The sequence below is a fragment of the Sulfitobacter guttiformis genome, assembly GCF_003610455.1.
Taxonomy (GTDB): domain Bacteria; phylum Pseudomonadota; class Alphaproteobacteria; order Rhodobacterales; family Rhodobacteraceae; genus Sulfitobacter; species Sulfitobacter guttiformis.
The window spans coordinates 688259-702429 of the sequence record NZ_RAQK01000002.1; the positions used below are offsets into that span (position 1 = coordinate 688259).

Below are 14171 nucleotides of genomic sequence, written 5' to 3' on the forward strand. Positions count from 1 at the left end.
TCCGGCATAATACCTTGATAATTAAGTAACTTTTGACTTTGTTTTGTATTTTTCCTGATCCCAAAGATTGTTGCTCATCACATCCGCAATGATCGCCACAGCGGCACTTATATCGCCACTGTCGAGATACATGGGCGTGAACCCGAAACGCATGATGTCAGGTGCACGGAAGTCACCGATCACACCGCGATCAATCACGGCCTGCATGGCAGCGTATCCTTCATGGAAGCGGAAAGACACTTGCGAGCCCCGCACAGCGCTGTCGCGCGGGCTGGCCAGCGTGAGTTGCGGCACGTCCCGCTCGATCTCCATGATAAACTGCTCTTGAAGTTTGATCGATTCCGCACGCAACTGCGCCATATCAACATCTGCCCAAAGCTCCATCGCAACTTCCAGCGCTGTCAACTGGATCACCGGCGGGGTACCCACGCGCATCCGCTCGATGCCCGCGCCGGCCTTATAGCTCAGATCAAAGGCGAAGGGTTGGCGGTGACCCAGCCACCCACTCAGGGCCGGCTCAATCGTCTCGACCAGATCGCTACGCACATAGATAAACGCAGGCGCGCCTGGTCCGCCATTTAGATATTTATAGGTACATCCGATGGCAAATTCGCAGTTGGATCCCGCGAGATCGACCTCGATTGCGCCTGCGGAATGGGCCAGATCCCACAGCATTACGGCGCCCTTTGCCTGAACGGCCTTGGTCACCGCCTTCATATCATGCGTGCGGCCGGTGCGATAATCGACCTGCGTCAGCATGACAACGGCCACATCTTCATCCACGGCCCCCAGCACCTCTTCAGGCGCCACCTTGCGCAACTCGTATCCCTGCTCTAGCAGCCCCACCAGACCTTCGGCCATGTACAGGTCAGAAGGAAAGTTGCCTGTATCACTCAGGATAACGCGGCGCTTGGGGGTCATCTTTACCGCAGCGGCCAGCGCCTGAAACACTTTGAGCGACAGCGTGTCACCCATCACGACAGTGCCATCGGGAGCACCGATGATGCGCGCAACCTGATTGCCAACGCGGCTGGGCTGGTCCATCCAGCCTGCCCCGTTCCAGCCACGGATGAGCATGTCGCCCCATTCATCCGCGATCATCTTTTGCACACGTGCAGCAACTGCCTTGGGCAATGGCCCCAGCGAGTTACCATCAAGGTAAATCACGCCCTCAGGCAGTATAAATGCTTCTTTTCTCAGGATACCGGACATTTAAAGCGCTCCTCTGACATGCCATAATTCGGGGAATAATTCTACTTCGAGCATTTTGCGCAGGTATGCGACACCTGCCGTGCCGCCGGTGCCGCGTTTGAACCCGATGATCCGCTCTACGGTGGTGACGTGGTTGAACCGCCAGCGCCGGAAGTAATCCTCAAGATCGACCAGCTTTTCCGCCAACTCGTACAGGTCCCATTGCGCACGTGGATTTTGGTACACGCGTTGCCACAAATCCTGAATGGCGGGCCGTGCCTGCCAATCGGTCGTACCGGGCGCACCTGCCAGATCAGGCCCGTCAAATCGCGCGCACAGCAGTGAAATAGCGACCTGATACAGACTGGGCTGCGCCAGTTCTTCTTCCAGCCGCGAAAAGGACGCCGCTTTGTGTTTGTGCAGCTTCATCAGCGCTTCATTGCGATTGCCCAGCAAAAACTCCACCAATCGGTACTGGTGCGACTGGAACCCCGACGAGTTGCCGAGGCTGGGCCGGAAACTTGTATACTCACTTGGGGTCATCGTACGCAAAACGTCCCAGGCGTTGTTAAGCTGTTCGAAAACACGCGCAACACGGCTCAGCATCTTGAATGCCGTCGGAAGCTCACCCGCCAGCATCGCCGCCCGCGCCGCCTCAAGCTCGTGAATGGCCAGACGCATCCAAAGCTCGGATGTCTGGTGCTGGATGATGAACAGCATTTCATCATGCGCATCTGACTGTGGATGCTGGGCGTTCAGGATCGGATCTAGGCAGAGATAGTCCCCATAGGACATATCCTTGGAGAAATCCATCTTTGCGCCCTGTGAGGCCTGCTCGAATTCACTCATACCGCCGCCCTTCCGCCTGTACTTGGACAGGGCGTACCATAGCGGAGGATTGCCTGCTACAAAAATACTTCAAGCCTAAAGCAAACGCGCGCCGCCCGCAGTTGTTTGGCGTTAGGGCATTAGTACCCGCACACCGGGCATCGCTGCAATCTTGGCGACATCCTCGTCGTAAATCTCGGACATCTCGTCGACGATCTCGTCGGTCCAGCCGGGCATGTCCAACTCCTCCTCGACCTCTCCGTCTAATGCATATTTATCGAGGAAGGCTGCGATGGCGCGGCGCTTCTGGTGCTCGGTCATAACTGGATGATCTTTGAGATAGGCGCGAAAGCGGGTCATGCCTTCGGCACTCATGATAGAGCTTAGGAGGTCAAAGCCGCCAATGATTTTCTGATCATCAGGCAATCCGGCCATTTGACGAATAATATGCGCCCAGATTAGCGGCGTATCCTCATTGCACCAAAGGGTAATCGGAATATCTGGCACAGCATTGCGCAGTTGGCCTATGGTTTCCGACCACAGGATATCGCGCGGATCACGCCCGCCCCAAAAGGCTGCCGGCTCGGGCTTTTTTGCCTTGCTGTGCAAGATCGGCAACAAGGTCGCGGGATTCCGAATCCCCATGAAGATCTCAATATCATCCTGCGCGAATATCGTTGCCATACTCGTCATGCGCTCAGCGGCCGCCGGATAGAATATGCCCTCCTCGACCGCAGTTTTAGGTGTGCGAAAGAAGTTCGCGTCCGACAGGATCACACGGCCTGCATCACTGTCGTCCAGAAACGCATCCATGAGAACATCACGCGCAACCTCCGAGGGCGGCGCGCTGGCCATTGCATTCAGAGTATCACGCAAGATTGCACGGTATTTTCCATGCCCCGGCACCACTGTCCCTTGCGCTGCAAAATCATCCGCATTGCGCAAAAGGCACTTCATCATGCGGTCTTCTTCGGTGAAATGCACACCAACATGCAGAACAAGTTTCATAACATACCGCCCATCTTTTTTCTTTTTTGTCACCTTGTCTCTATCAGAGCTATAAAACCTGCAAAAGGATCATAAAAGCCTCTTGCACGATCTTTGTAATCGCATTAAACGGCCCATCAATGCCCCTATAGCTCAGCTGGTAGAGCAATTGATTTGTAATCAATAGGTCCGCGGTTCGAGTCCGTGTGGGGGCACCATTTCACCATACAAAATAGTCCGAAGACATCCGAAAAACCCTGTGTTATATAGGCTTTGCGGTATCTCTTTGTCCGATGCAGTCTAACGGCGTCCGGTACGATACCCCTGGATTGGGGGTATCCTTGGGGGTGTCGGCATTTGACCGGAAAAGTGACATCCCCAACGATGCCACTATCAGATATTCAAGTTCGGAATCTAAAACCCCGCGACAAGGCCTATAAGGTTTCAGACTTCGAGGGCTTGTTTGCCTTGATCAAGGTCAACGGTTCCAAACTTTGGCAGTTCAAATACAGCATCTTTGGCAAGGAACGGTTACTTTCCATTGACGTATGCCCCGAGGTTAGCTTGGCTCAAGCCCGCAAAGCCAAGGAAGATGCACGCGCCAAAGTAGCGGCAGACGTTGTTTCAAGCGAAGCGAAACAAACCGAAAGGCGGGTGAAGCATAAAGATTCAGCCCAGACGTTTGAGCTGATCGGGAGATTATTTCTCGAAAAGCAGCACTTGGAAGGGACGTCCAAAGCCACGTTGGACAAGACAGAACACCATCTGAAGCTTGCCAACCGTGACTTTGGGCGCTGACCAATCACCGACATCAATGCGCCTCTGATCCTGAAAACGCTCAAGAAGGTCGAAGCCAAAGGAAATTATGAGACAGCCTGTTGAATGTCATTGAGAACTGACTCGGTATTGTCACCGAGATTTGACCCACCTTTAATGTCTATCAGCAGTTATGTTTTGGTCAACGCTGGCTTCTCCTTTGCTGTTTTCTTTGCGGCCTCTGAACTGGCCTTGAAGCGGTAGCTGTCGTTTCCGTTTTCGAGAATGTGGCAGCGGTGGGTGAGCCGGTCGAGTAGTCCTGTTGTCATCTTTGCATCACCAAAGACCTGCGCCCATTCACTGAAGCTAAGGTTGATCGTGATGGCGACGCTGCCGCCCTACGCCGCAAATTGCTGGAGACATACAACCTGCACACAGTGCTGGGCCGCCCCGCAAAAGGTGTTTCAGGGCGCGAGCGTTACAACCGTGTTGCTATTCTGGGAAAAGGGCCGCAAGACGCAGTCAACGTGGTATTCCGCGCTCGGCCTTGAACGGTCCTTAAGCAAATCATACCCCCTGCGCGAAGATGTATTGGCCGAGTTTGTGACGCGACAAAAGACCCGCGCCGGATGCTGGACGGCAGAGATACTGGCGCAGATCGGGGGGATGCTGTGAAGGCGGGTTAGGATATTCGGGCACTTGGGGGGCTTGTAACCTCAAAGGCGGATTACTCCCCCCCCTCGCTCCCGCAATATGTCCACACGCGCGCGTCTTTCTTAATCCTGCGCAGGAAAACCAAATACCAGCAGAAATGCGTCGAGAGCTTGCCCAAACTGACGACAAAGAATATAAAATCCAAACCCGCAAACTGTCGTTATAAATCAGAGAATCTTGCGGGCGCGGCCTGCTTAGAGAACCGTGCTCTGATTTTATCAGTCAATACTTGGAAAACTGAATACTTCTAAATATTAAGCGACCAAAGCATTTCTTAAGAGAAAGCAAGGACACTCGATGAGCCGAAATTTGGACCCAGAGTCGAAATGGAAACGTATGTCGCGCATTCCTATTCCAATCAAAGATTCAGATGGCCAACCCCTCCGCTGGCAAATTCCGACTGTACAGGTTGAGACCGATCGACTTTGGCGAATTTACATAAGCGGCCGAACCTTACATAACGATATTGGCGCTTATTTTCTGGAAGTCGAGCCGCACAACGGCATGCGGGTGGTGAACCATGGCACGACGTTAGATGCTAAGAATGTTCCAAAGAGACAGTATGGCGATCATGGCGTAGGACCTTCATGCTGTTATCAGGCAGAAACCGGGCCTCACATCGCGGTCAATTTAGTGCGACTTAACCCGCCAGTATTTGACGCTAGCATCGGATTTTGGCCCGCCACAGACATAGTGGCACAGTTTAACCGTGATCCGGAGATTGAAAATTTCGAAGATAATAAATTTGCGGTCTCGCCGTTTATCCTTAAAGAAAATGGCGTGTATCACATGTGGTACGGTCGTGGCACGGGGTGGCGGATGGATGCAGAACCCAACCCTGAACCCACTTACGCAATTGCCCACGCAACGTCGAAAAACGGGGTCGATGGATGGGTTCGGGATGAAGCATTTGCAATCCCTCCGCGTGACGCTGAGGAAACCGGCATCACTCGTACCATTGTGCAAAAACGTACGGATGGCGGTGACGGCTGGGAGATGTGGTATAGTTATCGAGGCATGTTTGACCTGAACCGACCAACGTTAAGGGATTACAAAATCGGCTACGCAATATCATCCGATTTGGTGACGTGGGACCGCCGTGATGATGCGCATGAGTTCATAAACCCGCCCGTTGCAGGGGATTGGGATAGCGACATGCAATGCTATTGCTTTGTTGTCCCGCACGAAGACCGTGAAATCATGATATATTGCGGCAATGGGTACGGCTTTTCCGGCATCGGTTATGCAGAACGCGTGGTAAAAGATACCACACTACACAGCTAACGGATGCGTTTCTTGATCACCAGCCATGGCGTGAGTGCCAGCGCCTGGACTGCAGCTGCGCTCAATTTGCATCCGGAAATCTTTTGTGTTCACGGTACACACTTGGGCGAAGGCGACTACGAAGATGATTTGAACCCCGAAAAGATCAGACGCACGCAGGGCGTGGCTGGCTTGCTCGCAAAATTGCGAATTGTTCGTACCGGTGCCATGGCGCGGGCTGACGCGCCCCTTAATGACGTGTTTGAAAGCGTCGAAGCCAGAAGCACTTTGAACGTTTGCGGCATGGTGCATACTTATAGATTGCGCGATCTGCACAAAATACCCCCACCGAATGGCGGCGCTATTCGTGTGTTTAATCTGGTTCGCCATCCTGTTGACCTCGTCCATTCCGCGCAGGGGTTATTCAAGTACCTGCTGCAAATCGATCTCCATGAACTACAATGGACTTCGCGGCAGCTATATGAATAAAAACTGAGCCAGATCGAACAGATTTCCGCCAAATATGATATTTTACCTGGTAGCCTCGATGTATTGAGTTTTTTTGCCGCATTGCGTGCCCTCGACGGATTGCACGCTGATTTGGAAGCCATGAGCTGGATCAAAACCAACACCGAATACGACTGGTGCGGCACAATTCGTTTTGAGGATGTGACAGCCAATCCGGCGCGGTTGGGCCAGATTTTTGACGATTTGGGCGTACGCACGCAACCGGATGTTATCGCAGCGCTGACATCACTACCTGCCTTGAACCAGCACGCATCAGAGACGGGTGGGAAAACAAGCGCCGATAAATGGGCTGATTGGCATCAATGGCAGCGCGAAGCATTCAAGATGTCTTTCGAAAAGTTAGAGTTATCGTACCGGTACAATACATTGGGCTATGATTTTGACGAACTGAACCTTTAGCGCAGGCTAGAACACCCAATGCTGGTCACAATATCGTTTCGGATATCTTCGATTTTCATCGTAAAAACTGCTTGCAACATATTCTGGATAGCGCCCGCATAGGGGTCTAGAAACCGCAATCTGAGTTCTGCATCCGCGAAGGTTGCAGCGCTGTAAAGGTCCACACCCCCAGGGCTGTTAATATATGTCCGCCCACCGAAGCTTTGTACAATCTTTATGACCCGCGCCTCGCCTTTTACATCGGGCGCTATCTCAAGTGACGAACTGCGCCTAATATCGCAGTCAAACTCGCACGCATCCCTCATCAGACGCAAGCTATCATGCAGGACATCAACAACGGTCCCTTCGGGCTTCTCTAGCAGGTTGCAGACCTTCTGACGCAACGGTGTGCTCGCTGCAGACGACAATCCAAACTGTTTAAAAGTCTGGGCCAGTCGTGACTTGGCATCCTGCGCAAACCGTAGGTCGCAGATGCGTGTCTCCCTTGGAGCCTTGGCAAGCGGTAGCGTTAACCATTTCGGCGGGCGGCCCGATTGCGTTTCCGGAATTCGGGAGCGATGCACACGACCGCGCCGCGCAAACTGAACGCAATCGTAAATGACGAACATGTCCGTTGCAGCCATCAAGCGGTAATATCCACCATATGGGAAAAAGTAGGGCTGCATGACTGCAATTTTATATTGAACCAAGGAGCTAACAGGCCTTTAATCATAATGAACTCGCGAGGAACGAACACGTCCATTTGCGTGCCCAATAACTGGTGAGGATATAATGAATTTAGTCGCCTGCATGCTGGTTGGCAATGAAGTTGAATTAGTTGACGCTGCGATACAGAATGCATTCCGGCATGGTGTCGACGCCTTTGTGATTGTCGAAACAGCGTCTTCGGATGGTACGACGGATATTCTGCGGGCTTATGCTGACGATCCTCGGTTTGACATAAGTTTTTTATCCCATGACGAGGTTTACAGCAAAAATTTCATCAATCCAGCACAAGTATGGGCGGACATTGTTGCATGCGCGAAGTCTCGATTTGACGCTGATTGGATCTTGCGTATGGATGCCGACGAATTCATCATGACTCGTTCTGGCAGCCTAAAGGACCTTTGCGCCGGATGCGAAGACGATGCATTTAGCTTGGAGCGGTTCAATGTGCTGGTCCCACCTTCCTGTGTTGATCTGGCCGCTGCGGCGAAAGATTATGAAACGTTGTCACAGCTGCAGGTAATGGCATGTCCATTTCCGAATAAAACCGTAATGTTGAAACAGAATGAAAGCATTCCACTGATCCTGACTATGGTAGGCGGCAAGACCCTATGTCGCGCAGAGGTTCTGCATGGCTTTTCTCCAGGAGGTCATGCCGGTATGAACATCTCGAGCGAAACTCTTAAAGCGAAAAAGACAGGAGAGGCCTGGATAGTTCATTTCTGGTTTACTACAGAAGACCGGTTTCTCAGAAAGTGCCAGTTCATCGTTGATATCACTCAAACCGTTCGCACAACGCAGAAAGGCGGTTGGCAGTGGAACCGTTGGGGTAGCATAGCGGACGAGAGTGTGGAGTCGGCCAAAGATGAATTTAAAAAACAACTCATCGATCAGCACAGACTCGAAATTCTTAGCCAACAAGGACGGATCGCGCGGGCCGATCAGGCCTTTGACACGTCAGTTGAGCACTCCGATGCTATTACCCAGATGCATATCTTACAACTTGGCTGGGGAAACTAGCAACGACTTGATTGTGCGTAATGTCGTTAGAGCCGGTTTATCAGAAGCTTGTTGGCAAACCGGTCTGCGGCATCTGCAAGCACACGAGCTTTTTGAGTTGTGGCAAAGGAATTTGCTGGCAAGTTCTTGGTTATAATAGTCCCTGCCGCTACTATACATCCGTCACCGACGGTGGTGTTATCAACCAAGCCGGTTTGGCCTCCAAAGAATACCCGCTCCCCTATACGGGCATTGCCTGCCACACCACAGAATGACGCGAAGAAACAATAGTCCGACACTTGGGTGTGATGACCGATATGGACTTTACTCCAAAGAATTGAACACACCCCTAGTATTGCGAAGGGTTGAACTGTGCACTCCTCTAGGACGACCGAATTTTCGCCAATTTGGGCACCTCCGATGTGCGAAGACGGATGTACATAGCTCGCAAAGCTGTATCCAAGCGCTTTACCCTCTAGGTAACGTTGTTTTCTCAACCGGTTGTTGTCGTAGTAACTGATCGGGCCAAGCAGTTGGTACTGATCAGGTGGGAAGTGCTGTGAAATATCCTCCCAAGCGGCGACCGGCTTGTCGAGAAACTTTCCTGTGTCAGGAATAAACGCACGATCGACCGTGTATCCAGCGACATTGACGGCAGGATCCTGTTCTAAATAATAACTGATAACTTCAGAAAGTTGACCGACGCCGAATACTATGATCTGCACTAAGCACCTATAAAAAAATAACTTTTCAAACGAAAGATCTACATGACTAGCCCCAAGGAAAACATACAACGTCTTCCGGTAGCAAGGCCACAATTGGCGAATTACCTTGCTTTAGCTTCGTATCTAAAAATTATTGATGAAACCCGTGTCTATTCGAATTTTGGACCGTTGCAAACGCAACTTGTCCAACGCTTGCAGACACAAGTTTTCGGACAAGGATCGCATGTTGTGGCCTGCTCCAGCGGAACCTCTGCCTTGGTCGCTGCGATCACAGCCCTACAAAAACGGTGGGGGCATAAGGGGAAACTGTGCCTCGTAACGGCACACAGTTTTGTTGCTACCGCCGCCGCACCTGAACTGTGCGGTTTCACAAACGTCTTTGTCGATGTCGATCCGCAGACCTGGGCGCTTGATCCTGCGACGGTCCGGCAGCACCCGCACCTCGACAGGGTTGGGCTTGTTATGGTCTGCTCGCCGTATGGCAAAACAATTGATCTGGCAGCATGGCAAAAATTTCACTGTGACACCGGAATTCCGGTAGTAGTGGACGCAGCCGCAAGTTTCGATGGCGTGGCCGAGGGCGCATTAACGTTGCCCAGTAGCATCCCCGTCGTATTAAGCCTACATGCAACAAAAAGCTATTCGAGCGGTGAAGGTGGGCTTGTCATCTCACGGGATTTTGAGCTGATGGCGATGGCGACATGTTCAATCAATCATGGCTTTCTGGGGTCCCGACATGCGCAAATGTGTGGACACAATGCAAAGATGAGCGAATATCACGCTGCGGTCGGACTGGCCGAACTTGATGGCTGGAAAGACAAGAAAGCGAAGATGCAGAAGATCGGTGACTTGTACCAAGAACACTGGAAAAAGGCGGGCGCACCGGGCCGGGTATGGTCGTCCCCTGACGTGTCAAGTTGCTACGTCTTGTTGGAAACAGCGTCGGGGCAAGACGCAATAGAATATGTTGAGTGCTTTGATCGCGCCGGAATTGATGTCCGGTTTTGGTATGGGGCTGGTTTGCATAAAGAAGCTGCATTTCGAAATGCTGCGCATCCTGTAGCGATGACTGTGACCGAAGACTTGTCTGAACGCTTGATCGGCCTGCCCTGTTTCGTAGACATCGGGGAGAATGGAATTTCACGGGTTGTCGGAGCCTTAACGTGCTGAACTACGCTCACATCGGTTTGCCTAAGACGGGTACAACCTTTTTGCAGAACACCTTGTTTCCGCTACATCCTGAAATTCACAATATCGGCAAACACGGACGCCCGGTTGATCTTCCTTATAATGTGCGGCGCCTGCTGTTTGCGGATCTGATTGATACTCCAGAATATCTTTTTGATGCCGAGCAGGTCGCACGCTGGATCACTGCAGAACGCGAGAGAGTGATCCTAAGCGAAAACGGAAAACGCGCCTTTGGTCTCTCATGTGAATTGCTGACGAATTTGATACAGGGACGTGTATCATTGACGGAACGCGCCACGCGGCTTGCGTCAGTTATGGGCAAACAGACCAAAATCATTTTCTTTGTTCGTGAACAAACTTCATGGCTGAAATCTTTGTATTCGACGTATGTCCGCGAAGGTGGGCTATGTGTCAACTTTGAAGATTTTTGTTTTCACCTTTGTTTCGAAGAAGACGCTAGCGCCAAAGCAAACCTGTTTTTTGATCGTATCCACCAAACCTATTGCAACATTTTCGGCACCCATCAGGTTTTGGTGATCCCTTACGAGGAATTACGCAATCAGCCGCAAGCAACCTTAAATCGCATATGCGGATTTATAGATGTTTCGGAACAAGAATTCGACACGTCTACGCGGTATCATGAACGGCCTTCCGCCCAAGCTTTAGGGGCGATGTTCGCATTAAACCGTCATTGGAATTTTGGTTTGGGCGGATCACGGTTCAAGCGGTTGGGCGGGCACCGAATTGAGGAGGCCTACGCAGCCTATGGCATAAACCCACCTGAATATATAGAATACGAAAAAGTAAGACACATGTTTATGTATAGCTCTCCGCAGAAAATCATGGATAAGGCCGCAAAGCTTCGATTGGATGCACGACCCCTGACATTGAACATTCCACCCGCAGCACTTGAACATTTGACGAGCGTGTTGGCACCGCATAATCGAGCTTTGCAAGAACAAACGGGCGTATCCTTAGCGGAACATAATTATATTCTTTAACGCGCTATATGGATTTAGAAGAGGTATTCGAAATGGGTAAGCAGAAACTAAGGCACTTACATTTACACATAGGATTACCCAAATGCGACTCAACTTTCTTACAAAATTTCTTGTCTCAAAATCGTGCGGTCCTGCTGGATCAAGGCATTAACTACCCTGATCTGGGAACCGGCCCTGCTGGAAATATGACAGCATACGCCCTTAGCAAAAGACCAAAAAATTGGCATCGTCAGACGGATTTTTTGACAGCGCAGAGATTTGAAACCGCAGAGACATGTCTACGCGCCGCTGTTGAAGCCTCATCTACGCAAGTCGTGTTTCTTTCAAGCGAGGCTCTGCACCACCTTGATCACAAAATCGATCTCCAATGGTTGTTCGACCTATTTGAAAACGTTACGGTTCATGTAGTTTTCCGCCCCCGCGCAGCGCTGCTATTGGCCGCGTATTCTCAGAGGGTCCGTGCGGATATCAAGGTCGAGCCTTTGAGTGAATTTCTCGATGATCCTGACATCAAAACTGCAGGAAATTTCTCGGAGCAAGTCAGCTACTGGCGCTCCATCGTTGGCAAGCAATCGGTACAGCTACACTTTCTATCCCCCAGGTTTGAGGATATCTCGACCCAACTGATGAAAGCGATCGGGGTACAGGATCACGTCATCATGCAAACTATCGCGCCACAAAACAAAAGCCTGTCAGCGTTTGTATTATGCGCGGCTGTTTATGCAAAGATGATAGCACCTCAAAATAGGCAAGCATCGACTTCAGATATTATCCGTCAGGCTAAAAAATTTGATCCTAACCCGACCATTTCGTTGCTATCACCTTCGATCGCGCAGCAAATCGATAACCTTTATAAAAAGGATACTGAAAAGTTTGTTAAACTACAGACAGTCATATCGCGGGCGGACATCGAAACTGATCCAAACACTTTTGATCGGCCGTGGACTACAAATGAAGCCATCATAGCCTCAGATGAGTTCCAGTTTTTTGCAAATAGTCTGACATCTTGATGCTACGCGACCATCCTTATTTGGCCGCGGTGCTAATGCCGTCGGAGCTGCCAATATAATCTGACGACCCTTCATGCACGATCCTGTAATAATGCCAATGATTGATGCATGCACTTAGGAAATCAGCGGTCCCAAGTCGGGCTCCTTCGACCAGAGTACAGTTTTTCCGCCATTGCTGCTTATAAGCGCCCAGAACCTCTTGCCCACTTTCGGATTTCCCCAATGCGTTGCGTAAGCGTTTGTAAACAAGTTTCAGATGCCGCGATGATTTGTCAACCGGCGTGCCGGACACCGCTCGCTGTCGACGGTTGTTCATCATTATGCGTGCGTGCTGAAATCCTTCGGATTTCGTAATGCTGTCAAACACGCGTTGGAAATAGACCGGCGGTTCATAGAGGTCCTGCCGCAACGTATTGTACCGTGCGATCAAGTCTTGAGGGTCGATCTGTTTAGGAACAAATTGCAGCCCCTCTCCAAATGGCTTCAATCGACCTTCGGCTTTCAGCCGGTCATAAAGCGGCGTGGTAGGAATAGGGGTCAGGATCGCAATTGCGGCCTTTGCTACGGCAATGCGATTGATGAAATCATACTGCTCTTGAAAAATTTCGGGGTCATCACTGTCGAACCCTACGATGAAGCCAGCCGTGATCATCAGGCCTGCATCGCGCACCCTTTGTATTTTATCTTCGGTCGTACCGGCACGCGTGTTTTGAAATTTCAGCGTCTCTTCAAGGGATGCGTTACGTGGTGATTCAATTCCAATAAACACAGAAGTGAAATTCGCTTTAACCAACAATTCTAGAAGTTCAGGCTCATCTGCAAGGTCAAGGCTCGCTTCGGTATTGAGGCTAAGGGGATAGCCATGTTGCTCTGGCCATTTAACAATCTCAATCAAAAGTTCTTTGGCTTTTGCCTTATTGGCAATGAAATTGTCATCTACCAAAAAGCAGTTAGTAAATCAATTTTCGCGGATTTCGTCCAGTTCAAGTAGCATCTGTGCGGGTGTTTTCATGCGTGGACGTCTGCCAAAAATGGTGATGATGTCACAAAATTCGCACCGAAAAGGGCAACCTCTGGAAAACTGCAGTGCCGCACTGACATAGCCGTTCTTTTTTAATAGGTCATAGCGTGGTTTGGGGACCAACGTCATGTCCGTAGCTGCCGCTTGTTTATAATGGCTTTGTGTCGGCGCCCCAGTCGCAAAAGCCTCGATAAATTCAGGAAAGCTGGTGTCGGCCTCCCCTTCGAAAACAACGTCGCACGTGCCAATAAATGCATCAGGCATGACCGATGCGTAGGACCCACCTACAATAACAGTGCAGGGTAACGGCATTAGCTGGGCAAGAATTTCGAATATGCGGTCTTGCTGAACGATCATGCCTGTCACACCAACGATGTCAAATTCTGCAAGCACCGTAAAATCCAGATCGTCTAGGTTTTCATCAAACACCGTGATTTGGTGCGGCTCTTTCACAAGAGCCGCCAACGCGGGCAGCGCACCGGTGACCATGGAGCATTTTTGCACGTCTGAGAAAATAGGCAGGGCATATTCAAGCCCCCAATAGTTAGGCGTAAACCTAGGATTGATTAGTGCGATGCGAAGAGGCAAAATTTTGATGGCTGCCAGTTCATTTTTCGCAGCGATTTTCTCGTCAAAGTCCATGTCATCCATATAAATTCCGTTCTTATCAATATTCATTCTCAACCACTACCTCTTAATCCTAACACACCGATGGGCGTTGCATCACAAATTGTCTGAGAAGATTCATGTTGAAAATCCAGCGTAACAGCTAGCATTCATAAAGCTTGGCTCCAACGATGTATAAAATACATAAATTGGTCGCCTTATAATGCCAGTTTAAAGCAACTCAGATCAT

16 protein-coding genes, 1 tRNA gene and 1 pseudogene are annotated in these 14171 nt (G+C 50.6%); 10 read left to right on the forward strand and 8 right to left on the reverse strand.

Features of this window, described 5'->3' with window-relative positions:
* Positions 1–21: 21 nt before the first annotated feature.
* The 3 genes from kynU to C8N30_RS15970 all read right to left on the reverse strand — a co-directional run bounded on the left by kynU (position 22) and on the right by C8N30_RS15970 (position 3027).
* Positions 22–1212, reverse strand: coding sequence for a kynureninase (gene kynU, locus C8N30_RS15960; RefSeq protein WP_025061792.1), 1191 nt, complete (start codon positions 1210–1212; stop codon positions 22–24).
* On the reverse strand, positions 1213–2040 hold the full coding sequence (locus C8N30_RS15965; RefSeq protein WP_025061791.1) for a tryptophan 2,3-dioxygenase: 828 nt from the start codon (positions 2038–2040) through the stop codon (positions 1213–1215). It lies immediately after the preceding gene.
* Positions 2041–2151: 111 nt separating this feature from the next.
* Positions 2152–3027 (reverse strand): hypothetical protein, encoded by an 876-nt coding sequence (locus C8N30_RS15970; protein WP_025061790.1) that lies wholly within the window; start codon positions 3025–3027, stop codon positions 2152–2154.
* Positions 3028–3148: 121 nt separating this feature from the next.
* Between C8N30_RS15970 and C8N30_RS15975 the strand changes: the two genes are divergently transcribed.
* Together C8N30_RS15975 and C8N30_RS15980 are read left to right on the forward strand one after the other, a co-directional pair.
* Positions 3149–3224: transfer RNA gene (locus C8N30_RS15975), tRNA-Thr, on the forward strand.
* 139 nt (positions 3225–3363) lie between these two features.
* Positions 3364–3804, forward strand: a complete 441-nt coding sequence (locus C8N30_RS15980; protein WP_232222802.1) for an Arm DNA-binding domain-containing protein — start codon at positions 3364–3366, stop codon at positions 3802–3804.
* 149 nt (positions 3805–3953) lie between these two features.
* On the opposite strand, the pseudogene C8N30_RS15985 reads toward C8N30_RS15980, so the two are convergent.
* Positions 3954–4154: pseudogene (locus tag C8N30_RS15985) on the reverse strand (ATP-binding protein); the annotation flags it as partial.
* Between C8N30_RS15985 and C8N30_RS15990 the strand changes: the two are divergent.
* From C8N30_RS15990 to C8N30_RS16005, 4 genes are all read left to right on the forward strand, one after another.
* The gene (locus C8N30_RS15990) at positions 4144–4437 is read left to right on the forward strand and encodes a hypothetical protein (protein WP_025061788.1); all 294 of its coding nucleotides are present in this window, start codon (positions 4144–4146) and stop codon (positions 4435–4437) included. The pseudogene C8N30_RS15985 and the gene C8N30_RS15990 overlap by 11 nt on opposite strands.
* 336 nt (positions 4438–4773) lie before the next feature.
* Positions 4774–5760 (forward strand): glycoside hydrolase family protein, encoded by a 987-nt coding sequence (locus C8N30_RS15995; protein WP_025061787.1) that lies wholly within the window; start codon positions 4774–4776, stop codon positions 5758–5760.
* 12 nt (positions 5761–5772) lie between these two features.
* Positions 5773–6228 (forward strand): hypothetical protein, encoded by a 456-nt coding sequence (locus C8N30_RS16000; RefSeq protein ID WP_147419719.1) that lies wholly within the window; start codon positions 5773–5775, stop codon positions 6226–6228.
* Between the two features lie 63 nt (positions 6229–6291).
* Positions 6292–6666, forward strand: coding sequence for a hypothetical protein (locus C8N30_RS16005; RefSeq protein ID WP_025061785.1), 375 nt, complete (start codon positions 6292–6294; stop codon positions 6664–6666).
* On the opposite strand, the gene C8N30_RS19990 is transcribed toward C8N30_RS16005, so the two are convergent.
* Positions 6663–7331, reverse strand: coding sequence for a WbqC family protein (locus tag C8N30_RS19990; protein WP_037968262.1), 669 nt, complete (start codon positions 7329–7331; stop codon positions 6663–6665). The two genes, C8N30_RS16005 and C8N30_RS19990, sit on opposite strands and share 4 nt — an antisense overlap.
* A gap of 106 nt (positions 7332–7437) precedes the next feature.
* Here C8N30_RS19990 and C8N30_RS16015 point away from each other — a divergent pair, with 106 nt between their 5' ends.
* Complete coding sequence (locus C8N30_RS16015; RefSeq protein WP_084273566.1) at positions 7438–8391, forward strand: glycosyltransferase family 2 protein; 954 nt, start codon at positions 7438–7440, stop codon at positions 8389–8391.
* Positions 8392–8417: 26 nt separating this feature from the next.
* On the opposite strand, the gene C8N30_RS19735 is transcribed toward C8N30_RS16015, so the two are convergent.
* Complete coding sequence (locus C8N30_RS19735; protein WP_232222801.1) at positions 8418–9095, reverse strand: acetyltransferase; 678 nt, start codon at positions 9093–9095, stop codon at positions 8418–8420.
* A 42-nt stretch (positions 9096–9137) separates the two neighbouring features.
* On the opposite strand from C8N30_RS19735, the gene C8N30_RS16025 reads away from it, so the two are divergent.
* Genes C8N30_RS16025 through C8N30_RS16035 form a run of 3 tightly spaced genes read left to right on the forward strand, consistent with a single transcriptional unit; the run spans position 9138 to position 12294 of the window.
* On the forward strand, positions 9138–10265 hold the full coding sequence (locus C8N30_RS16025; RefSeq protein ID WP_084273565.1) for a DegT/DnrJ/EryC1/StrS family aminotransferase: 1128 nt from the start codon (positions 9138–9140) through the stop codon (positions 10263–10265).
* Positions 10259–11284, forward strand: coding sequence for a sulfotransferase (locus C8N30_RS16030; protein WP_025061780.1), 1026 nt, complete (start codon positions 10259–10261; stop codon positions 11282–11284). Before C8N30_RS16025 ends, C8N30_RS16030 begins: the two co-directional genes overlap by 7 nt.
* Before the next feature lie 32 nt (positions 11285–11316).
* Positions 11317–12294, forward strand: a complete 978-nt coding sequence (locus C8N30_RS16035; RefSeq protein ID WP_147419720.1) for a hypothetical protein — start codon at positions 11317–11319, stop codon at positions 12292–12294.
* A gap of 16 nt (positions 12295–12310) precedes the next feature.
* Here C8N30_RS16035 and C8N30_RS16040 read toward each other — a convergent pair whose 3' ends face one another.
* Positions 12311–13237, reverse strand: a complete 927-nt coding sequence (locus C8N30_RS16040) for a B12-binding domain-containing radical SAM protein (RefSeq protein ID WP_051567132.1) — start codon at positions 13235–13237, stop codon at positions 12311–12313.
* Positions 13238–13252: 15 nt separating this feature from the next.
* Positions 13253–13993 (reverse strand): B12-binding domain-containing radical SAM protein, encoded by a 741-nt coding sequence (locus C8N30_RS16045; RefSeq protein WP_051567130.1) that lies wholly within the window; start codon positions 13991–13993, stop codon positions 13253–13255.
* Positions 13994–14171 lie beyond the last annotated feature (178 nt).